The organism is Segatella buccae ATCC 33574 (assembly GCF_000184945.1).
Lineage (GTDB): Bacteria > Bacteroidota > Bacteroidia > Bacteroidales > Bacteroidaceae > Prevotella > Prevotella buccae.
Genome location: NZ_GL586311.1, coordinates 1,087,404 through 1,107,580 on the forward strand (window position 1 = coordinate 1,087,404; position 20,177 = coordinate 1,107,580).

Consider the following 20,177-nt stretch of genomic DNA (forward strand, 5'->3'; position numbering starts at 1 on the left):
ATATGGCTATGTAGATAAGATTGACAAATACAAGAAGGTTTTTCTTAGCTGTCGTGCATATTCCTTGAAGGCAACAATTCTATTGCCACAAATAGTCGTAATTATGGTTACTAAACATCTCATTTTCCCCTCGCTCAAAATATATTGTCTTAATAATGAAACCTTCCCTTGCTTTGGACATCGAATACGGAAAGAGAGATTGGTCAACAAATCCTATAGAGTTTACATATCTGCCCAGCGGAGTGTCTATGTATTTGTATTCCTGATGAAGCGACAACTTTTCTCTGCTGATTTGCCTGATGGTATCAATTATATGGAAACTTCTGTCATCAACCAAAAATGCTGAAACAGGCTTGCCTATTTTCCATTCAAAATCATAGACAAGTAAGGGTTTGGGAATGAACTTGTCGTAATAAAAAATTTGTTTTCCCTGCTCGTGGAGGTAGAAAACGGCATTTTTCTTGCCATTTACATAAACTTTCCTGTATTCGACTCCCTTAATGATGGTGTCTTCCCTGACAGTATATAGATAAATCTGATAGAAAAAAGGACGGAAAGGGTCTGTCACTATTTCTTTCCATGAAGTGCCTTCAGGGTAATAGATGTACTCATATTCTTCCCTGTCGTTTCCACACCCGGAGAGACAAAGAAATTCCACGAGTCCCAAAAGCAATTCCAAAATAAGCAACATGACAGAGAGTCCCTTAGTCCTTATCATCGTCCCTAATTATTTTATGCGGAAACTATCTTTTATCGTATCCACCATGTCTAATTTCTCCCATGTAAACAATTCCACCTGAATGTTTTTTGTTCCATGATACCTGCTTGTAAATGTTTTGTTCACAACTTCATTTTTCCGTCCCATGTGACCATAGGCTGCCGTTTCCGTGTACATCGGCTGGTTTAGTTTAAGCTGCCTTTCAATGGCTTTAGGGCGCAGGTCGAACATTTCAAAAATCTTCTGTGCAATTTCTCCGTCCGACATTCCGACATTATTGTGTCCATATGTATCAACCGATACGCTGACAGGAGCAGCCACACCGATGGCATAAGCCAGCTGCACAAGAATTTCGTCCGCAACCCCTGCTGCTACCATATTTTTGGCAATATATCGTGCCATATAAGCAGCACTGCGATCTACCTTGCTTGGATCCTTTCCAGAGAAAGCACCTCCGCCATGTGCTCCTCGTCCCCCATATGTATCCACAATTATTTTTCGCCCAGTAAGCCCCGTATCCCCATGCGGACCTCCTATAACAAATTTTCCTGTTGGATTTACAAGATACTTTATGTTACTGTTGAACAGCTTTTGTATTTTGGAATCACATTGGGAAATGACACGAGGCATAAGAATGTTAATCACATCGTTCTTAATCTTGTCCAGCATCTTCTTGTCGTCCACGTCAAAATCGTCATGCTGAGTACTTACCACTATTGTGTCAATGCGCAGAGGTTTTTTGTTCTCGGTGTATTCTATTGTTACCTGACTTTTTGCATCGGGGCGTAAATAAGTCATTTCCTTGCCCTCCTTGCGTATGTCGGAGAGTGTTCTCATAATGAGATGTGCCAAATCAAGAGAAACTGGCATATAATTTTCGGTTTCATTGGTAGCATAGCCGAACATCATACCTTGGTCTCCTGCACCCTGTTCGTCCGTATCTTTATTGGAAACGCCTCTGTTTATATCATCGCTCTGCTCGTGAATAGCCGTGAGGATACCGCATGAATCACCGTCAAACTGATATTCAGCTTTTGTGTAACCAGCCTTGTTTATTGTTTCGCGGGCAACATTCTGAAGGTCGATGTATGTACTGGAACGCACTTCACCCATAATGACCACCTGCCCCGTCGTTACGAATGTTTCTATTGCACAGTGAGCATTTCTGTCATAAGCAAGGAAATAGTCAAGCAACGCATCTGAAATCTGGTCTGAAATCTTATCGGGATGTCCTTCTGAAACGGACTCCGATGTAAATAAATGTCTCATCTTTTTATCTTATATTGTTTAATTCTTCTAATATAGCGTATGTGGAACGCAGCGTCATGAAATCCGTATATTCTTCTGCTGTACCATTTTTCATTTCCGTCATTTCCACGAACATCTTTATCTCGTTAAAATATCCCTGTGTGTAAATCTGGTTGTTTGCCAAAATGGGATTGAAGTTGTTTCTTGATAAAAGACACTCGTTGGATAATTTGGTGGGGAGCACTTTTTCGATTGGTACTCCACCTATGGTACATACTGATGGCACAAATGACAGTCGCTCCATCTGGTCTATTTCATACGTTCCGTCCTGCGTGTTCACTCTGACATTTTCACTAGCATCTTTCCAAGAATAAAGTGTGGATAATTCCAAAGTACCAATAATATTGTCATGTTCCAGCATCAGCAGGTAGGTCACACCACCTTTTTTTGTACTTTTGACTTTATGCATCGCCAGTATCTTAGCCCCTCCAAAAAGAAAAACGACCAAGTCGATAGGGTGTATAAACAAATCGTATATCTCATTGCCTTCGGGGTACAATCCCGTTTGGTAACGTAGGCTGTAACTATTTAATTCCCTGCCTTTTATTTCCTTTCTCAATCTGGAAACAAGCGGAGAATGTCTTTTTTGCATTCCGACAACTGTGGTATTAAATCCAAATAACCTTTGCTTGTCAATAAGGCTGTTTAGTTCCTTTAAACACATACAGGGAGGTTTTTCTATAAAAAGAGATTTCCCCGATTTTATAACTTCTGATGCAATTTCAAAATGTGACGCAGGTGTGGCTGACACAAACACTCCTGCGACTGTCTCGTCATTGAGAATATCCTTTATAGATGTTGTCCCTATTATGCCCTTGAATTTTTTCCCTATCAGTTCTGCCTTTTTCGTGGAAGAACAGCACACATACTTCACGTTGACTTGTAGAAATTGGATGACGGGGAAAAGGTTGTGGATGGTGTGGTTTCCAAAACCAATTATAGCATAGTTCTTCTCATAACAGTCGGAGAGATATTTATTATCCCTTCTGCGCTTGTAAAGTCTGATGATTTTCTGAATGTCTGTCATTTAGGCTATATTAATCCTTTGAAATATTTGCGGTACGTGCATTTTTCATCAGCAGTCCACTGATATTTCCCGTAAAACGCTTCGATAAGTTTTTTAGGGAAAAACCTCTCGGCTGTACGGAGAAGTATTATGTCAAATTTACGATGGTAGTTAATCCAGCATTTGTTGCAGTCATGGGAATACTCACATTGAATCTTAGCAGTCCTTTGTGAATTGAAGATTTCGTCAAGAGTATTGTTGTGAACATTGCCGAGAATCACATCCAGATTTTGGCACAGGGGAACATTCCCATTGGAATGGATTACCAGTTCATTGTATATACTGTGGCATCTTAGGCGCAGATTTCCTTTTTTCCATTCATCGTACAGAGCCACAAAGTCAAAATTTTCCTGTGTTTTATGGATAGATTGCGGAATCTTTTTTATGTAGTCATTTCCGACCTCCATTAGGTCCTCGGTGGTATCAAAGAAATCCATCGTATTGTAAATGCCTATTCTGACATCAATGTTATAGTGTTTGGCAAGCTGAATAACATAGTCCATGTCCTCAAACGTGTTCCATGGAGTAAGGCAGAACATGAACGATATGGGAACAAAGTCCTTACAGCTTTCCACCACCTGAATGACCTTGTCATATCCGTCACGCCCTCTTAGAGTTTTATATGTTTCCTTGTTCCCATCTAAGGAAATATACAGATGTTTGGGCTTGTATTTCTTTACAGCTTCGATAACTTTAGAGGGTGCAAGGCAATTTGATAGCAGGGTGTAGTTTGTATGGTTGTTGTGAAACCAGTTCAGTATTGCATCAGCTTCAGGATGTAAAATAAATTCCCCCCCCTCCAGACCGACGGTTGTCCGTTTTGTTACGCACTTGCTCGACATTATCCGAATGATGTCCGATAATGACAAATGCTCTATTGGCTTTTTCCAAATAGAGCAATGTTTACACCGTGACTGACAAAGTGATGTGGAATAAATCATCAAGGATGATAAAGTCTTATCTGTAGGTACTGTTATGTTTTTTACAAATGCACCTCCAGTTACGAGATAGTCTAAAACGTTATACATTGATTATGTTTATAGTATTCTCCGCATACCAAGTTAACTTGGTATGCGGAGAAAAAGAATTATTCAACGATTATCTTTTGCTGTTTTGTCTTGTTATTTTCACTATAACTTATAACGTATGTACCGCTATGAGGCAATGTCGCCTTGTATGAATAAGAACCCTTGTACTTATTCTGTTTATAAGAGGTAACAACATGCCCATAAACATCTGTTATAGTCATCGAGAATTGACAATCATTCTCAAGGGTGTAGCTTATGCTAAGAGTGTTCCCTGAGACTTCTACACCAAAGCTGCTGCCATTTTTTGTAGGATTGGCTGAATCCTCTTGAACCACAGGAGTTAAATCCATACCGCTGAGCAATCCTTTCACATATAGCATCGTGTTTGCATAAGGAGAAACCAGCTCGCTTTCCGTAATGACCACAGGAGCGGTCAGCACAGGCTTAGCCCCAAATTTTGTCTCTTTTTTGATTGTTGGAATTTGTGGTACCAAATCTTCCAACAGTTTAGTCATAAAGATGTTGCCTTCTCCCAGTTCCTTATATACCAAGAATTGACTGGACGGAACAGATGCGCAATAAGATTTAAGCTGACGATAACTGTCATATTCTCCTAATTGTTCAAAACTGCTATAAGGAGATTGGTTTATATCCTTATCCCAAAGTGCAACTAAACTCTTGAACTTGCTTTCTGTTCCAGCAGGCAGCAAGGCAATTCTGCTTTCAATGAGACCTTGCTCCAAATCGGTAAACGAAACCTGTGCTACTTTTGCATCGGCACTTAACTGTGGTTTTGTTCCCAACGAAGTGTCTTTACGGTAATATTCTACGATTTCCCCATAGGAATTACCTCTCACTCCGTTTCTAGGATGGAAAGTTCGTGCCAAAGCACCAGGCTTACTTTCCCAGTCATATCCATGCAAATTGCCATCAGCCCCATCCCGAACAGAAGCATGTGTATATTCTCTTTTTCCATTCCGCACGATAGCCCATAAAGCAACTGTCCCGTTTTCAGCATTTGCACCAACCCTTGTAAGTCCTCTTGACGCATAGAATTTGTCAAAAGCCCTCAACGGGTCAGGGTCGTAGAAGTTAGAATGCGTCGAAGGAGGCCATTCCCAATAGGATGTTATTCCTCCAGACCAGCTTATACAGTTATAGGTTCGAGACTCGGGAGCGGACATAATCGCATCGTCTTCCTTCAAGTAAGGAAAAGAGCCAGCATATGTAACGTTATTTACGCTGCTTTTTTTACATTTTATGTAAACATTGCAAAGAACTTCTGGCTGATAAGAGCTGTACTGCGACAACAAAACGGCATTGCCTGCTACTGAGTACTTTTTGTTAATTCGCGCCCATCTTCCCCAATCAAAGTCTCCATTCCCTTGATAATCATCATTGTAAGCGATAATTCCAGATGGATTTCCGTAAGATTCTATCCAAACCATCGGATCACCTCCCTTGGAGCATACAAAAGTGTTATATACTTGATCTGTTCCTTGATTACATACTATTCCCAAACTAAACAAAGGGACATTGCTGTAATAATTTTCTCCGTTGATATTGACATTAGCAAGTCCGCTTGTGGCATTGAGCCATGAACGTACTCTGACGTAGTAAAGTCCCGTCTCAGGAATGTTGACATTCAAGGAAGCAAGGCATTGATTGTTGGAATGTGCATTCCATGTGTATCGCTCAGGATTGTTTGCACTGAACAACTCAAGAACATGGTCATAGTTGTCAATTCCGTTTGTCGCTATAAATATTTGCTGTCCTCTCTGGAAAGAAACTGTCTTGAAAAAAGAGTACTTTATTTTGCAATTTCTAATGTATTCAAAATCATACAAAGGAGAGTCGTAGGAAACACTTCTTGCTTTTGCAAACAAAGGTATAGCCAATGTGTCTCTGCCACAGAAATTCAAAGACGGTTCTGCATTACTGAGTGCATTCTCATGAGATAAGGTCTTAAGTTCTACCTTATAGTCATTGTAATTTTGAGACGAAATGGTAGAATTTCCCAAATCCTTAGAAAGTCTGACAAATTCAACCTCTGGAACGTCAGGAGCAGTCCCAACAATAGAGATGGTGTTCTTGCCTTTTCTCAGGAACACCTTTGAAGACTTCTTCAAGCCTATCGCCTGCCAGTCGTTTGACACAGGGGCTAAGACATCATCTTGCAACTCGTTGTTTACCATTACTTTGTAAACAGATAGTGTGCCATCTGCTTTCTTCGTCCCTAACACCCAGAAGTTGGCATAATGAAGCCCCGAAACTGGAGCTTCGACTTCAAAGGTGGTGAAAGTCTGAGCCTCTGTAATTGATTTTGTACACTTGAGAATCTTCACATCGCCACCTAAGCTTGGATTCTTCTCGTAATAACTAATGCTCTCCACACTTTGTGAGAAAGCAGCAACTGTTGTTGCAAATAAAATTAACAATGTAGTAATACCTTTTTTCATAAGTTCTTTATTAAAAGGGTTTATACTAAATTAGACGGTGTAAATTTAGGGAATTTGTGTGACATTTCCAAGTTTTTAGTATGATTTCTGAGAAAAATACTGCGTTTTAGGTACATATAAACAGAATTACGAAGAAAGAAGTTTGTTAATGCGTTTGATGGCACTGTGTTTCATTCCTATAAAAAAAGAAAAGGTCAAGGAGAAATACCTCCTGACCCAAACATTATGTTACAAAATATTTCTATAATTAAGGCTGTATCTTTCCCTTAAATATTTCATAACATCTACGCAATGGAATTTTCTTCTAATAACTTCTCCAAATCCGAAGCCTTGTATAGTATTTTCCCTGCGAATTGCGTGTAGGGGATAACTTTCCTGTCCCGATAGTCCTGCAAGGTACGAGGGCTGATATACAGCCGTTCGCATACTTCCTTGCCTGTCAGGAAATGCTCACCGCCAAACAGCGGTTTGTGTGTCTGTGCCACTTCCTTTATCCGTCTGTTCATTCCTTCAAGTGCGGACAGCACCACCTGCATATCATCCGCTTCCATATTCAAGTCCTTTACTGATTCCATAATACCCTTGTCTTATTTGTTATTCTTTAATCTGTCTGTTTTTGTCTTCTCCGATTTAGTCTGCAACAGCCGCTCCACGTCCTCACGCCTGTAATAGCACTTATGCCCTATTTGCGTAAACGGCAGCACACCTGTATCCCGATAGTGCTGCAATGTACGCTTGCTGATATTAAGCAACCTGCATACATCGCCGTTGTGCAGCCAATCGGTGTGTCTGCTCTGTTCTCCGAATGCCTTGTGGCAGGTCTCGGCAAGACTGAGTATCTCGTTTCTCAACCTTGCCCAATTTGAATCCGTAATGATAAAATATCCCATAGTTTTATTGTTATTTTGTTTGTAATTCTGTCTTATTGGTATTGACAACACCTTTGTCTGTTCTACGTTTCACTGCACGTTTATGCCTGCAAAGGTATGATGAGTTTGTCACACTTCAAAGCAGCAGGGAACAGCAGGGAAATATCGGGAACTTCAAGGAAAAACTAACGCATTTTATCGGCAGCCGTTTGCGCATTCTTTCCCTGTTTTCTTCTTTCGCCGTCTGTTTGGCGCAAAGATAGGGCGGTGCATGTCCTATTCTATCATACTTCTTTTAAGTGGCACCTTGTAGCACTCTTGGTGTGGACAAAAGCTACCCTATTTCTGTGCTGATTCTTATTGTTTGCAATATCGGTGCAGAATACCGCAAACGTGTGCAAAAGGGTACACTTCTACCTCTATCTTTCCTTGCTATTTTATCCCCTGTTTTGATTTAATTCGGGCTTAAATCAGTTATTTCTTTTCCTGTCTCTTCAAAAATCCGTGCGAACTTTATTGCGAATGAACGCAACATTATGCAAGCACTCTCCGAATGCTTGGAACTTTCCAGTTCTCTTCATAACTTCACTCTCGGAAACCAAACCAAGCATATAATGAAAAGGAATGCAGATAAAGGCAATTCAGTGGACGAAAATAATACGCCCAAGCAAAGGAAGACTTCCTCCAAAAATGGTGAGATAGAAACCTATCTCTCCTCTTATTATGAGTTTAGGTACAACACGGTGTTGGGGCGAACCGAATACCGAAGTAAGGAAGATGCTCACTTCTCAAAAGTGGGTCGCTATGAAAGCAACACGCTCCGCAGGGAACTTGACAACGATGTGGGGATTATCACATCTTCCGACAACCTCTATTCCATTATAGAGAGCAGCTTCTCTCCACGTGTCAATCCCATACAGGAGTATTTCAATGGATTGCCTTTGGTGGATATTGGTAATAGCAGAGGTAATTATAGTGGCAATAGCGATAGTTGTAGTCATGGCAGTAGTGGTAATGGTAATAATGAACACAATAACCATTGTGATATTTCTTCCCTTTCACTGAAAGCCATTCCCGAATTGGCAAGTTGCGTAGTTGTGCGCAACTCTGACAAGTGGCTGCCATACCTTACCAAATGGCTCGTGGCAGTGGTCGCCAACGCCATGGACGACCGTGAATGCCGTAACCATACCTGTCTTGTACTGACAGGCGAGCAGGGCAAGTTCAAGACAACTTTCCTTGACTTGCTCTGCCCACCTGCCCTGCATGGTTACAGCTACACGGGAAAGATATATCCGCAAGAGAAGGACACGCTTACCTATATAGGGCAAAACCTCATCGTAAACATTGACGACCAGCTCAAAGCCCTCAACAAGCGTGACGAGAACGAACTGAAAAACCTCATCACCTGTCCGATGGTCAAGTACCGTATGCCTTACGACAAGTATGTGGAGGAACACCCACACTTGGCGAGTTTCGTTGCATCGGTAAATGGTAACGATTTCCTTACCGACCCCACAGGCAGCAGACGGTTTCTGCCCTTTGAAGTGCTTTCCATAGATATTGAGAGAGCAAAGGCTGTTTCTATGGATAATGTCTATGCGGAAGCGAAAGCCTTGCTGAGCATAGGTTTCCGCTATTGGTTTGACGATGAAGAGATAACGGAACTATACAGGGAGAGTGAGGATTTCCAAGTACAGACGGCAGAAATGGAACTACTGTTGCGCTGTTTTGAGAAACCTACGGAGGATAGTCCCAACTGTACCTATATGACTACCACAGAGATAATCACCTACTTGGGACTTTACACGCATCATCCCTTGTCCTTAAAGCACATGGGCGAAGCCCTGAAAAGGGCAGGCTTTGAGAAAGTGAGCAAGAGGCGAGAGGGTGGCAGTCCCATCTATGTATATAAGGTAAGGAAGATATTGCCTTGTCCTTTATTAGGCAGTTGCAACTATCAGATGTAGTAGGCACATGTAGTAGGTTGGTAGTATAACTTGGGACTAAAAAATAATATTGGAAATCAACTACTTATGTCAAAATAGTATGTAGTAAGAAGAAAGATGAAAAAGTTTGGAGGGGAAAAACTTCTGAAAAAAGATTTTCTTTCAATAAGCATTCACCTACCATTCAAATATCATTCAAATACACCATTGTCATTCAAACACAAATTATTCAATCCATTCAATTAAAACATATCACAATGAAAGAAGAAGATTTATCACGCATCAAGCAATACCCCATCGTGGAGTATCTTGAAAGTAAAGGCATCAAGCCTGTACGCAGAACATCAGTCTATGCGTTGTACCGCTCACCGCTGCGTGCAGAAACACATCCGAGTTTCAAAGTGGACACAGAGAAGAACCTTTGGATAGACTATGCCGAATGCAGGGGCGGAAGTATCATCGACCTCTGTATGCGTTTGGAGGGCTGCACGCTATCGGAAGCCATCCACCACTTGGGGCAGAACGCTCCCGATAATACAGTATATAGTTCTCACAAAGACTTCTCACAAAACAATCTCCAACCAACGATGGCTGCAAACGAGACAAGGAAACTGATAAGTATATCAGACACCCTACCGCCACATTTGCAGGAGTATCTTACAAAGGTACGCTGCATTGATTTGGAAAAGGCAAAGCCTTTCCTTAAATGTATCAGCTATGAGGTAAGGGGCAGGCGCTATCAATCCATCGGCTTTGCCAATCAATCAGGAGGGCATGAACTTCGGGACAATGGCACGTTCAAGGGAACGATAGCTCCGAAGGACATTACTCCTATATTCACCGACAAGATAATAAACCAAATGCAGCCAACTTGTGTGTTCGAGGGATTTATGGATTTTCTTTCTTTTCTTTCAATGAAAGAAGAAGTAACAAGTGCCTGCCTTGTGCTAAACTCCGTGAGCAATACCGCCAAAGCAATTCGGTATATGAATGCGCAGGGAATATCTTCCATTCGTACCTTCCTTGATAATGACGATGCTGGGCGGAGGGCTGTTCAAGATTTCATAAAGGCAGGCTTCCATGTTGAGGACATGAACATACATTACAAAGACTTCAAGGATCTCAACGATTTTCATGTCAGTCGTGTCCGTGAGCGACAGAATCATAAAGAGCAGATACTGGCACACATGTCGGTTACAGAACAAAATCAAAGCAATAAATCAAAACAAGTCAAACATAAAATGAGATAGAGAAATGAAAAAGAAAACAATGATGAATGACAAAGACCTTTCATGGTTCTTGGAATGCCAAGATGATAAAATGGACAATGAGGTAATCCCACAGACGGAAGCACAACCCGTTCCTGTGGAGGAAATAACAACGGACGTAGAAATAAATGAGGACAGTGTTACTCAAGGAGAAGCGGATATCACTTCTGGGAAATCCGAGCATACACGGCATACTGAGAATATGGCTGTTCAAAGACGCATCAGCTCCAAAATGAGGAAGAAAACACTCGAAGCCTACAAGCAAGCCTATCTTGTGCCAACCAAACTGTGCAACCGAAAGGCGGTCTATCTGAGCCGAGAAACGCAGGAGCATGCCGACTTCATCGTGCGCAGGTTAGGCGACAGGGGCAGCAACCTTTCAAGTTTCGTGGAGAACATCGTGCGTCTCCATTTGGAAGAGTACGGTGAGGACATAGATAAATGGAGGAGATTATAAATCACAGGAAAAGGGTCGAGGACTTTTGGGAAAAGGGGCTATTATTCCACTCAAAACTCTCAACCCTTTTTTAGAGAACATAGCAACAGAAATTTGTCAAACATACTGAATGATGAGAACACCACGAACACAGTTAAACACGGAATGCACAGCATTCACTTTCAAGCAGCAAAACGCCTTGTGCGTAAACGTTTCGTTAGCTGATATTGCAAGACGTCAGTTTGTACCCACAAACTGCCCTTGCTCCCCTCGTCAGACTATCGGGGAGATAAGACCGTAATCACTCCGTTCTCATCGGTCAGTATTTAGGAATTAAGGTAATAAATCATCTACAATGATAAACTTTCAAGGAAACTTATATGAACAGATATAAAGGAAAAGCTGTCCGATGGCAGCAACAGGATAAAGAAGAACAGCGGATGAACAAAACGGAGTTCATCAAGGTAAGATGTACCAGTGAAGAGAAGAAACGTATCAAATCAAGGGCGGAAAGCACGGGACGGAAATTCTCCGATTATTGTCGGGAAATACTCCTTAACGGAGAAGTAACAGCCGTTCCCAAGATGACAGACAATGAGAGGGAAGCCATTGCCATTCTCCAACATACAGGAAGGTTCTATGGGCAGATTTCCAATCTCATCAAGCTCAAGGACGAGGATTGGCTACATATCACCAAGAACCTTTCGCTATGTGCCAAAGAGGCATTTAAGCGGTTTTACGACCCGCATTTTCGGGTGGATGATGAAATATATAAGGTCTTAAATCTAACAAGAAATGATAGGTAAATGCAAGGCGATAGCGCACGGAAGCACAGCTTTGGACTATATTTTCAGGGAAGGCAAACTCGGTAGTCGGCTTGCATTCCACAATCTTTGCAGCAGAGATCCAAAGACTATCTATGAGGAAATGAAAGTGGTCAGTAACTACAACAGCCGTTGCAGGAACAAGTTTCTCCGTATCGAAATTGGCATCGCACCGCAGGACGAGAAAAAGCTGTCTGTGTCCGAATATATGTGGATAGCACATTTGTTTGCCAAGCAAATGGGACTTGACAACCACCAATGGGTGGCAGTAACGCACAAGGACACCGATAATAGACACATTCACATAATTGCTAACCGTATCAGTCTGTATGGAGAAGTCTATGATACCACCTTTGTGAGCAATAGGGCTGCAAGGGTGGCAGAGGAAATCAGCAGGGAGAAAGGCTTGACCATTGCAAAAGAGGTCAAGGCAGAAAGGAAACACCAAAAGGAAAAAGCCAGCCCTACAAGAGAGCAAACAAAGCAGCAGGTGCAGAAGATTTGCTACACCTTGCTTGACAAGTACAAAGGAACAGGTGTCACGGGGCATTCCATGTTCCTTTATGAATTGAACAAAAACGGCATTACCATAAAGCGTATGAAGAACAAGCAGGGCAAGGTATATGGCTTGAAGTTCTCATACGCAGGGCAATCCTTCAAGGCTTCCGAAATCGGCAGGGAGTTCGGCTACCATTCCTTGCAGAAGGACTTTGAAACAACCAACAAGGAAGTATCAAGGAAACCACATCTAACAGTACAAGAGCCGACAGAAAAGAAAGAACAATCTGATACAGGCTACCAACTTGTACCTCCAAGTCGCTCCTCTATCTCACGAGACAATGATACCTCACAAGTGCAGAATCCCATTGGTGCAGTGGCAGACACCATCGTTAGCGCAGCCGATGAAGCGGTGGAAGGGTTAGGCGATTTAATTACACCAAGTACACAAGGCAATGACTTAACCGAAGCTGCATGGCAGCGCAAACTCAGATACCAAGCTAACAGAAAGAAGAAACGTGGAAGGGGAATATAAACATAGCATACAAAAAGTGCATAATAAAGAATATCTCATCAAAAACGCTTGCTATTCGGTAACAAAGTATTATCTTTGCAAACAGAATAACAAGCGTTCTTTGTTAGGCAGAAAACAGCGAAGCCAAGTAGCTCGCTCGTTTCCAAATCGTTACCAGTTTAGTTGTACAAACAAGGTAACTTCTTTATTTTCAGACAGATATATTTTTATAATTATCTTGCATTGCAACTACGGCCCTTTTGCAATCCCGTTTGGGCTTTTTCAGACCTGTTTTCGGGCCAAAATATGTGTCAATGAAATTCAAACGGCTGATTATCAGAGCCTTGAGAAAATCGTCAAAATCGCGTATTTGCGCCCGATTGGATTGCTCGTTGCAAATGTCGCAAGCAGAGAGGTCGAAAACGAATAAATAGTTTGACAATCTGTTCTATCCTGAGGTCTCCACCCACTAAACATCACCCGGGAGAAATCTGTCGAACGAGGGAAAAGCCTTCTCTCGCGCAAGACGAGGGAATCTTTGGGAACCGGCTAAAGAGCATCTGAAGGACCGTATCACTCGAGCACCAATATTTCATTGTCCTTATAGCTTTCATAGCCACTTACGATGACTTGCTCGCCGGGCTCCAGTCCTTCCAATACCTCATAGTATTGGGGATTCTGGCGACCAATGCGGATGTTGCGGCGGTAGGCTTTGTGCCCGTTTTTGTCGAGTACGAATATCCAGGTGCCGCCCGTGACACTGTAAAAAGTGCCTTTGGGAATGAGAATTGCCTTTTTGGCTTCTCCGAGTTGCAGGTCGAGATAGTAGGTCTGGCCGGTGCGGATGTTCTGCGGACGTGGGCCGCTGAACACAAAGTCGATGCGGAAACGCCCGTCACGCACCTCGGGATAGACTTTGCGCACGGTGAGTCGGTAAGTCCGTCCGCTCTGTTCGAAAGAGGCCGTGAGTCCGGCGCGCACACGGTCGATGTAATGCTCATCCACCTGCGCCTCCACCTTATAGTCGCTCAGGTCGTTGATGACACCGATTTTCTGTCCCGGCGAGATGCTTTGCCCCAACTCCACATCAAGCAAGCCCACCTCTCCGTCGATGGATGAGCGCACGTCGAGCTTGGCCTTCCGCGCCCTCACCAGCGACACGTTGCGCTGCATCGATTCCAGATTGTCGCTCATCTGCTCCATCTGCGACCTGCGCAACAGCCCGTCCTTCTTCAACCGCTGCTGTATCAGTCCGTTCTTCTTCACGGCCAACTCATACGCTTCCTTGGCCTTGAGATACTCTTCCCGCGAGTTGAGCTGCTCTTTCTGCAAAGCCCCTTGATGGCGGTAGGCCCTCAGTTTGGTCTCCACATCCATTTCCAGTTGCAAGGCCTCGTTGCGGTTGTTCAACCGATCCTGCTCCATCGAGATCTGAGTGTTGCGTAGCATATTCTGTTTCTCGGCCAGTTCGCTCTCGGCATTCAGTATTTCGAGGTCGAGATTGCTGTTGCTCAGTCTCACGATGATGTCGCCCTTGTGTACGTGAGCACCCTCATCGACCACCTTTTCGAGCACTACGCCACCCTCCTCGGGCGAAATCTGCACCACCTGAATGGGCACCACCCTGCCATCCACGTTCACATAGTCGTCAAATTTGGCTTGTTTCACCTCGCTGATGCTCAGGCCACGACGCTCGACTTTCAGCGTAGAACTGTAATTTGACAGTGCCAGCCACGCCAAAACGGCGACCATGAGCACTCCTCCAACTGCCCACGCCCAGTATTTCTTGGGCAGAAGATATTGTTTCTGTTTTATTTCAATGTCCATAACGGTTGATTTTTCGTATAATAATCCACTAATTTCTGTTTCAAGACAAGCATCATCTGCATTTGCAAAAGACGGATGCGGCTTTCGAGAAGCGTCTGGCCGGCTGTGTGCAAATCGAAGGTGGAGAGCATACCCTCCTCATATTTCCGATGGGAGAGGTGCCACGCCAGCGAGTCGGAGGCCACCTTGCGCCCCATTTGCGCCACTTCGCGGGCATAGCCGTCGCGGTCCATCACAGCCCCGGCAATGGCGTCGGCCAGTTTCCGTCGCTCGTCGGCCACCTCCCATTGTGCTAAACGATAGGCCGTTTTGGCCTGTCGGGCTTTGCGCCAGGTGGAAGGGGAAAATACGGGGATGGAGAGCGTCAGATAGACATACTCGCCCATGTTGTTGTGAAACTGGGCACCGAACGGCGCCAAGTTACCCTTCTCCGACAGATTTTTATAATAATTGGTGGAAAAACCTCCTCCCAGCCGTAGTGAGGGCAGTAGTTCGGCTCGCCTGACATGCCATTCGAGGCGGGCGTTTTCGACCGAATACTCGGCCATCCTCACGGCTGCGGTTCCACCCCCGGAATGGAAATGTTGTACTTCCTGCCCTCCGTCTTCTGCCAGACCGTCATCAAGCACAAGCGTATCGGCCGTGGGATAGTTCATCGCCGACTTCAATGCGAGCAATGCCTTACGAGCCGCATGTTGCTGATGCAGCAGATTGTAGTCGTCTTCGGCCACCTGGCTCTCCAGCTGCACCACATCGGGCCGGCTCTTCTCGCCCAACTCAAACAGCCTGTGTGTCTTCTTCAACAGTGCCTGTGAGTCGCGCAACTTCTCTTCGGCCAGTCCGATGCTCCGCTGCGTGTACACCGCATCCACATATTTCGCCATCACCTCCACGGCTCTCTCGTCCTGCGCCCGTTCCACGGCTGTGGCGGCACCGGTCTTGGCCAACCTCGCCTGCCGGAAGGCATTGAGGGTGCGTCCGCCGTCGAAGAGGAGCATGGAGGCAGAGATCTGGTAGTAGTTGTTGAAGGTAGTCACATTATTATAAGTGTTGGTCTCGGGGTTGATGTTGCGTCCCCAGCTGTACTGCCCGTTCACCTGTGCCTCAACGCTCGGCAAGAAGTCGAGCCAAGCCGTGCGACTGTCGGCCTGCCGCTGCCGAAGTTCCAGTTGCCGGCGTGCCACATCGGTGGCATGTTCCACGGCGTAGGCCACGCACCGGTTCATCGACCACGGCTGTTGGGCTGCAGCCGACAAGCCTAACAGGCTCCATAGCAATATGTTTAATTCACGTTTCATATATCGTCAATTCATGCCAATGCCGTGCCAAAACCACAGTTCGTTGGCTATCAGTACTTTAAGAGGTTGTGCCGGTTCTGCGTGTGTCCAAAAGTTGGACACCGGTGTCCAACTTTTAAACACCCGCAAGACTGATGTGGGGATGCCGGCCCCAACTGCTTGGGAGCCCACATGCTCTCCCCTTTGTCTGCCCCTTCCCGGCAGGGGGCAAGGTCTCTTGTCTCCCCGTCCTTTCCAAATCTCCTGTCTAAAAAATGGACAAGCCCTTGCCGTTTTGCCGAAAAACAACTATTTTTGCACTATCATGAAACAAGGAACCATTCTCATCGTCGATGACAACCGTAACATCCTCACCACGGTCAAGATGCTTCTGGAAGGTGTCTTCGCACGCATCACGACCATAGCCTCGCCCGACAACATCCCGGCCCGGCTACGCGAAGACAAGCCCGACGTGGTGTTGCTTGACATGAACTTCCGGAGCGGCATCAACAACGGCAACGAGGGACTGTACTGGTTGCGCGAAATCAAACGGCTGCATCCCCAAACGCAAGTGGTGCTCTTCACGGCCTACGCTGACATACAACTGGCCGTGACGGGGCTCAAGGAGGGGGCAGTCGACTTTGTGGTGAAACCTTTCGACAACGAAAAGTTGGTGGAGACGCTCACCGAGGCCTATCGCAAAAGGCAGAAAAGCTCCGGAGCGGTCTCGTCGAAATCACTTGCCGGCGAAGGAGCCATGCAATGGGGATCTTCTCAAGCCATGAAAGACTTGCGGCTGATGGTGGAAAAGGTGGCCGCAACGGATGCCAACATCCTCATCACGGGCGAGAACGGTACCGGCAAGGAGGTGCTGGCCAACGAGATACACCGCCTCTCAGTCCGCAACCGGCGCAAAATGCTGCCCGTAGACATGGGTGCCATCACCGAAACGCTGTTTGAGAGCGAACTGTTCGGCCATGTGAAAGGGGCCTTCACGGATGCCAAGGCCGACAAACCGGGAAAATTTGAACAGGCCGAGGGGAGCACGCTCTTCCTTGACGAGATAGGCAACCTGAGTTATGCCTTACAGGCCAAACTGCTCACCGCCCTGCAACGGCGAAGCATCGTGCGGGTAGGTGGCAGCAGAGAGATACCCGTTGACGTGCGTCTCATCTGCGCCACCAATCGCGACTTGCAACAAATGGTGGCCCACGGAGAATTTCGCGAAGACTTGCTCTACCGCATCAACACCATCCGGCTGCATCTTCCGCCTCTGCGCGAGCGTCGGGAAGACATCCTGCCGCTGGCCCGGCTGTTTCTCGGGAGATACGCCGCCCTCTACAACAAACCCAAAATGGCATTCACCGGACCGGCAGAAGCGAAAATCAGTGCGTTGCCCTGGTACGGCAATATCCGGGAACTGCAACATGCCGTGGAGAAGGCTGTCATTCTGAGCAGCGGCACACTGATAGGCGAAGAAGACATAGACGGCAGTCCGGCTGCCCGGCAGAAGCCTCTTGAAGAGGTGCAGACACTCGACGAGATGGAGCGTCGGCTCATAGAAAAGACCATCCGCGAGTGCGACGGGAATCTCTCGCAAGTGGCCGCACAGCTCGGCATTTCCCGGCAAACACTGTACAACAAAATCAAGCGATACGGCATCTGACCGCTTCCGTCCACTCTCGGGAGAAGCGGAGCGTGCGATGCAGAAAGTCTTTCACCCACCACATCATAAACAATGACCATTGCGGAAATCATCTTGGCAGCAGTGCTTTTGGCTTCCCTTGCTGCCTACCTGCGCCTTTGGCGGCTCCACCGGAGGAGCATCCGGAGGGTGCGCTTCCTGTTTGATGCGCTCGACAGCGGCGACTACACGTTCCATTTCCCCGAGGAAAGTGTGCATGGCAGTGAGCGGCTGCTGAACACTTCGCTCAATCGGGTGAAACTCATCTTGGAACATGCCCGTGACGAACAGATGGAACGGGAGAAGTATTTTGAATTCATTCTCGACTCCGTGGACACTGGCATTCTCGTGGTCGATGACGAACGGGGACTCGTGCTGCGCCACAACCGGGCCGCCCTCGCCCTGCTCGACATGGAGGCCATCACCCACATCAAGCGCATCAAAGACCGTTTGCCGGCCTTCTCTGTCCGCACTTCCCACACCACGCTCCGGGGCAAACGCGTGCGCATCGTCGCCTTCAGCGACATCAAGGGCGAACTGGCCAATCAGGAACTCGACAGTTGGGCAAAACTCATACGCGTGCTCACCCATGAAATCATGAACACCGTGACACCCATCATCTCCCTAAGTGACACACTCCTGAAAAACTCCCGGGGCGAGCAGCGCGACGGATTGAACGTGATCAACCGCACCGGCAAGGAACTCATCACGTTTGTGGAGAACTACCGTAAGTTCACTCATGTGCCTACGCCCCGGCCGGCCCTTTTCTATGTGAAACCGTTTTTGGTGCGCATGGCCGGTTTGGCCGGTCCGTTGCTGCCGCCGGAAAGTCGGTTGGAACTGAGCGTGGAGCCGCAAGACCTTCTCGTCTATGCCGATGAGGGTCTGATAGCGCGTGTGGTGACCAACCTGCTCAAGAATGCCGCCGAGGCCATAAGCCCTCAAGGATATATCAGCATCCGCTCCTACAGCGACGAACACGAGGCGGTGGTGATAGACATCAGCAACAACGGTCCTCTCATCCCCGACGACGTGGCGTCCCATATCTTCATTCCCTTCTTCTCGACCAAAAGCAACGGTAGCGGGATAGGCCTTTCCATCTCGCGCCAAATCATGCGCTTGAGCAATGGTTCTATCACGCTTGTCAGTGACAGGGAGGCCGGACTGACAACCTTCCGTCTCACGTTCAACTGACCACCTGTCACAAGTAAAATCCCTCATAAGTGTTTTTAGAAAACGAAAAAGTGGAAAAACAGTTGGATATCTACAGTTTTTCCACTATATTTGTCTACCTCTTCCCGAAAAGAAACAACATAATCCACCAATCAATAGAAGAGAAACGATGATACTAACAAATGAAATGCTTTGGGCTGCCTTCGATCTTAGGAGGGCCGCACCTTGGAAGAAATTGACCGACTCCGACATTTTTGCCGTGAAGCTAAGTTCGGGCGAGACCGGCTATTGTAGCGTCATGGGGCATGGGGGTGAACACTACGCTCTCGGTCTTTATATCGGCAGAAAGGGATTTACAAGCTATCTCAACAGCCTCTACCTCGATAATGTCGCCCCCTTTGTCTTCCAGCAGTTAGCCATGATGTTTGACTGCATCAACTGCGACTTTATGAATGCTGCGGATATGGATGCCAAGACTAAAAGGCGGATACGGGCCTTTGTCGCCCACCGGGGACTGAAAATACAACGTCCCCACGGATGGCCCGACTTCACCCGCCACAGTCCTTATCGTATGCAATGGGACATTACGGACGAGCAAGATGCCCAACTCATCACCGAAGCGTTGCGTGCAGCCCTCTATATGACAAAAATGTCCGAAGCCTCCCCACTCTCGGAACTTGGTTTTGACCCCATGGGCGAATATCCCACCAAAGAGGGTGGAAAGATGGTACCACTGCTCACACCGCAGCTTGACGGCACTTACCTTCTCGGCGTCACCCCACTGCCGGCCTATCAGGGACCTACCTATTCCGAGGCACCTTTCGAGAACGACCTGCTGTCGCACCAAATCGGGAAACTTCCTAATCGGCACACCATATCTTGCCTGTACACCAACCTTCCTGCTCCGACAGGTTCCGGCGAAGAGGAGGCCCCTTTCTTTCCCGAAGTCTTGTTGTGTGTTGATGAAGACAGCGGAATGGTTGTTCACGTAGAAATGTCGGAACGGCAGGGAGACACTCTGAAACTGCTGACGGGTCTGGGGAATGCCCTCCTTTCGTTGGGCTACAAACCTTCTGAAATATTGATCAATACCGAGCGCACGGAGAGTCTGCTCGGCGATTTCTGTCGCAGATGTGACATCCGGCTTCGACAAGAACCGGTACTACCGGAGTTGGAAGAAGTCTATCAAGAGTTCCTTTACAATCTCTGTTCAAGATAAGTGGACAGAATCACTGTCACTGAAGATTTAATCATAAAAAGTGAGGGGCATGGCATTCTC

The 20,177-nt window shown here is 46.2% G+C and carries 17 protein-coding genes; 8 read left to right on the forward strand and 9 right to left on the reverse strand.

Going from position 1 to position 20,177, the window contains the following annotated elements; translation table 11 throughout:
* Positions 1-79: 79 nt before the first annotated feature.
* The 7 genes from HMPREF6485_RS04095 to HMPREF6485_RS04125 form a co-directional block, all read right to left on the reverse strand.
* A complete protein-coding gene (locus HMPREF6485_RS04095) occupies positions 80-718 on the reverse strand; it encodes a hypothetical protein (RefSeq protein ID WP_004344870.1) in 639 nt (212 codons plus the stop codon).
* Positions 719-727: 9 nt separating this feature from the next.
* Positions 728-1,987, reverse strand: a complete 1,260-nt coding sequence (gene metK, locus HMPREF6485_RS04100; RefSeq protein ID WP_004344871.1) for a methionine adenosyltransferase — start codon at positions 1,985-1,987, stop codon at positions 728-730.
* Between the two features lie 4 nt (positions 1,988-1,991).
* Positions 1,992-3,053 carry a Gfo/Idh/MocA family protein gene (locus HMPREF6485_RS04105; RefSeq protein WP_004344873.1) on the reverse strand — a complete coding sequence of 354 codons (1,062 nt, stop codon included), beginning with the start codon at positions 3,051-3,053 and terminating at the stop codon, positions 1,992-1,994.
* Between the two features lie 5 nt (positions 3,054-3,058).
* The gene (locus tag HMPREF6485_RS04110) at positions 3,059-4,120 is read right to left on the reverse strand and encodes a radical SAM protein (RefSeq protein ID WP_021583969.1); all 1,062 of its coding nucleotides are present in this window, start codon (positions 4,118-4,120) and stop codon (positions 3,059-3,061) included.
* A gap of 59 nt (positions 4,121-4,179) precedes the next feature.
* Positions 4,180-6,579 (reverse strand): T9SS type A sorting domain-containing protein, encoded by a 2,400-nt coding sequence (locus HMPREF6485_RS04115; protein WP_004344877.1) that lies wholly within the window; start codon positions 6,577-6,579, stop codon positions 4,180-4,182.
* 284 nt (positions 6,580-6,863) lie between these two features.
* Positions 6,864-7,154, reverse strand: coding sequence for a helix-turn-helix domain-containing protein (locus tag HMPREF6485_RS04120; RefSeq protein WP_004344878.1), 291 nt, complete (start codon positions 7,152-7,154; stop codon positions 6,864-6,866).
* A gap of 12 nt (positions 7,155-7,166) precedes the next feature.
* Positions 7,167-7,469: a helix-turn-helix domain-containing protein gene (locus HMPREF6485_RS04125; RefSeq protein ID WP_009752272.1), complete on the reverse strand. Its 303-nt coding sequence runs from the start codon at positions 7,467-7,469 to the stop codon at positions 7,167-7,169.
* A gap of 515 nt (positions 7,470-7,984) precedes the next feature.
* On the opposite strand from HMPREF6485_RS04125, the gene HMPREF6485_RS04130 reads away from it, so the two are divergent.
* The 5 genes from HMPREF6485_RS04130 to HMPREF6485_RS04150 all read left to right on the forward strand — a co-directional run bounded on the left by HMPREF6485_RS04130 (position 7,985) and on the right by HMPREF6485_RS04150 (position 12,958).
* Complete coding sequence (locus tag HMPREF6485_RS04130; protein ID WP_004344881.1) at positions 7,985-9,418, forward strand: VapE domain-containing protein; 1,434 nt, start codon at positions 7,985-7,987, stop codon at positions 9,416-9,418.
* A 236-nt stretch (positions 9,419-9,654) separates the two neighbouring features.
* Positions 9,655-10,647 (forward strand): toprim domain-containing protein, encoded by a 993-nt coding sequence (locus HMPREF6485_RS04135; RefSeq protein WP_004344883.1) that lies wholly within the window; start codon positions 9,655-9,657, stop codon positions 10,645-10,647.
* 4 nt (positions 10,648-10,651) lie between these two features.
* The gene (locus HMPREF6485_RS04140) at positions 10,652-11,122 is read left to right on the forward strand and encodes a DUF3408 domain-containing protein (protein WP_004344884.1); all 471 of its coding nucleotides are present in this window, start codon (positions 10,652-10,654) and stop codon (positions 11,120-11,122) included.
* Positions 11,123-11,481: 359 nt separating this feature from the next.
* Positions 11,482-11,907 carry a plasmid mobilization protein gene (locus HMPREF6485_RS04145; RefSeq protein ID WP_004344886.1) on the forward strand — a complete coding sequence of 142 codons (426 nt, stop codon included), beginning with the start codon at positions 11,482-11,484 and terminating at the stop codon, positions 11,905-11,907.
* Positions 11,897-12,958: a relaxase/mobilization nuclease domain-containing protein gene (locus HMPREF6485_RS04150; RefSeq protein WP_004344887.1), complete on the forward strand. Its 1,062-nt coding sequence runs from the start codon at positions 11,897-11,899 to the stop codon at positions 12,956-12,958. Before HMPREF6485_RS04145 ends, HMPREF6485_RS04150 begins: the two co-directional genes overlap by 11 nt.
* A gap of 552 nt (positions 12,959-13,510) precedes the next feature.
* Here HMPREF6485_RS04150 and HMPREF6485_RS04160 read toward each other — a convergent pair.
* Positions 13,511-14,764: an efflux RND transporter periplasmic adaptor subunit gene (locus HMPREF6485_RS04160; RefSeq protein ID WP_004344891.1), complete on the reverse strand. Its 1,254-nt coding sequence runs from the start codon at positions 14,762-14,764 to the stop codon at positions 13,511-13,513.
* Positions 14,749-16,062 (reverse strand): TolC family protein, encoded by a 1,314-nt coding sequence (locus tag HMPREF6485_RS04165; RefSeq protein ID WP_004344892.1) that lies wholly within the window; start codon positions 16,060-16,062, stop codon positions 14,749-14,751. Before HMPREF6485_RS04165 ends, HMPREF6485_RS04160 begins: the two co-directional genes overlap by 16 nt.
* 304 nt (positions 16,063-16,366) lie before the next feature.
* On the opposite strand from HMPREF6485_RS04165, the gene HMPREF6485_RS04170 reads away from it, so the two are divergent.
* From HMPREF6485_RS04170 to HMPREF6485_RS04180, 3 genes are all read left to right on the forward strand, one after another.
* Entirely contained in the window at positions 16,367-17,707 is a 1,341-nt protein-coding gene (locus HMPREF6485_RS04170) for a sigma-54-dependent transcriptional regulator (protein WP_044125803.1), read from the forward strand.
* A 72-nt stretch (positions 17,708-17,779) separates the two neighbouring features.
* The gene (locus tag HMPREF6485_RS04175; RefSeq protein WP_004344894.1) at positions 17,780-18,919 is read left to right on the forward strand and encodes a sensor histidine kinase; all 1,140 of its coding nucleotides are present in this window, start codon (positions 17,780-17,782) and stop codon (positions 18,917-18,919) included.
* A gap of 148 nt (positions 18,920-19,067) precedes the next feature.
* Positions 19,068-20,117, forward strand: a complete 1,050-nt coding sequence (locus tag HMPREF6485_RS04180) for a DUF7309 domain-containing protein (protein WP_004344896.1) — start codon at positions 19,068-19,070, stop codon at positions 20,115-20,117.
* Positions 20,118-20,177 lie beyond the last annotated feature (60 nt).

What these genes read in the sequence shown, in the direction of transcription:
- HMPREF6485_RS04160 (WP_004344891.1), bottom strand. Translation starts at nt 14,764, where the DNA reads ATGGACATTGAAATAAAACAGAAACAATATCTTCTGCCCAAGAAATAC.
- HMPREF6485_RS04165 (WP_004344892.1), bottom strand. Translation starts at nt 16,062, where the DNA reads ATGAAACGTGAATTAAACATATTGCTATGGAGCCTGTTAGGCTTGTCG.
- HMPREF6485_RS04110 (WP_021583969.1), bottom strand. Translation starts at nt 4,120, where the DNA reads ATGTATAACGTTTTAGACTATCTCGTAACTGGAGGTGCATTTGTAAAA.
- HMPREF6485_RS04135 (WP_004344883.1), top strand. Translation starts at nt 9,655, where the DNA reads ATGAAAGAAGAAGATTTATCACGCATCAAGCAATACCCCATCGTGGAG.
- HMPREF6485_RS04115 (WP_004344877.1), bottom strand. Translation starts at nt 6,579, where the DNA reads ATGAAAAAAGGTATTACTACATTGTTAATTTTATTTGCAACAACAGTT.
- HMPREF6485_RS04120 (WP_004344878.1), bottom strand. Translation starts at nt 7,154, where the DNA reads ATGGAATCAGTAAAGGACTTGAATATGGAAGCGGATGATATGCAGGTG.
- HMPREF6485_RS04150 (WP_004344887.1), top strand. Translation starts at nt 11,897, where the DNA reads ATGATAGGTAAATGCAAGGCGATAGCGCACGGAAGCACAGCTTTGGAC.
- HMPREF6485_RS04140 (WP_004344884.1), top strand. Translation starts at nt 10,652, where the DNA reads ATGAAAAAGAAAACAATGATGAATGACAAAGACCTTTCATGGTTCTTG.
- HMPREF6485_RS04095 (WP_004344870.1), bottom strand. Translation starts at nt 718, where the DNA reads ATGATAAGGACTAAGGGACTCTCTGTCATGTTGCTTATTTTGGAATTG.
- HMPREF6485_RS04180 (WP_004344896.1), top strand. Translation starts at nt 19,068, where the DNA reads ATGATACTAACAAATGAAATGCTTTGGGCTGCCTTCGATCTTAGGAGG.
- HMPREF6485_RS04105 (WP_004344873.1), bottom strand. Translation starts at nt 3,053, where the DNA reads ATGACAGACATTCAGAAAATCATCAGACTTTACAAGCGCAGAAGGGAT.
- metK (WP_004344871.1), bottom strand. Translation starts at nt 1,987, where the DNA reads ATGAGACATTTATTTACATCGGAGTCCGTTTCAGAAGGACATCCCGAT.
- HMPREF6485_RS04125 (WP_009752272.1), bottom strand. Translation starts at nt 7,469, where the DNA reads ATGGGATATTTTATCATTACGGATTCAAATTGGGCAAGGTTGAGAAAC.
- HMPREF6485_RS04130 (WP_004344881.1), top strand. Translation starts at nt 7,985, where the DNA reads ATGCAAGCACTCTCCGAATGCTTGGAACTTTCCAGTTCTCTTCATAAC.
- HMPREF6485_RS04145 (WP_004344886.1), top strand. Translation starts at nt 11,482, where the DNA reads ATGAACAGATATAAAGGAAAAGCTGTCCGATGGCAGCAACAGGATAAA.
- HMPREF6485_RS04170 (WP_044125803.1), top strand. Translation starts at nt 16,367, where the DNA reads ATGAAACAAGGAACCATTCTCATCGTCGATGACAACCGTAACATCCTC.
- HMPREF6485_RS04175 (WP_004344894.1), top strand. Translation starts at nt 17,780, where the DNA reads ATGACCATTGCGGAAATCATCTTGGCAGCAGTGCTTTTGGCTTCCCTT.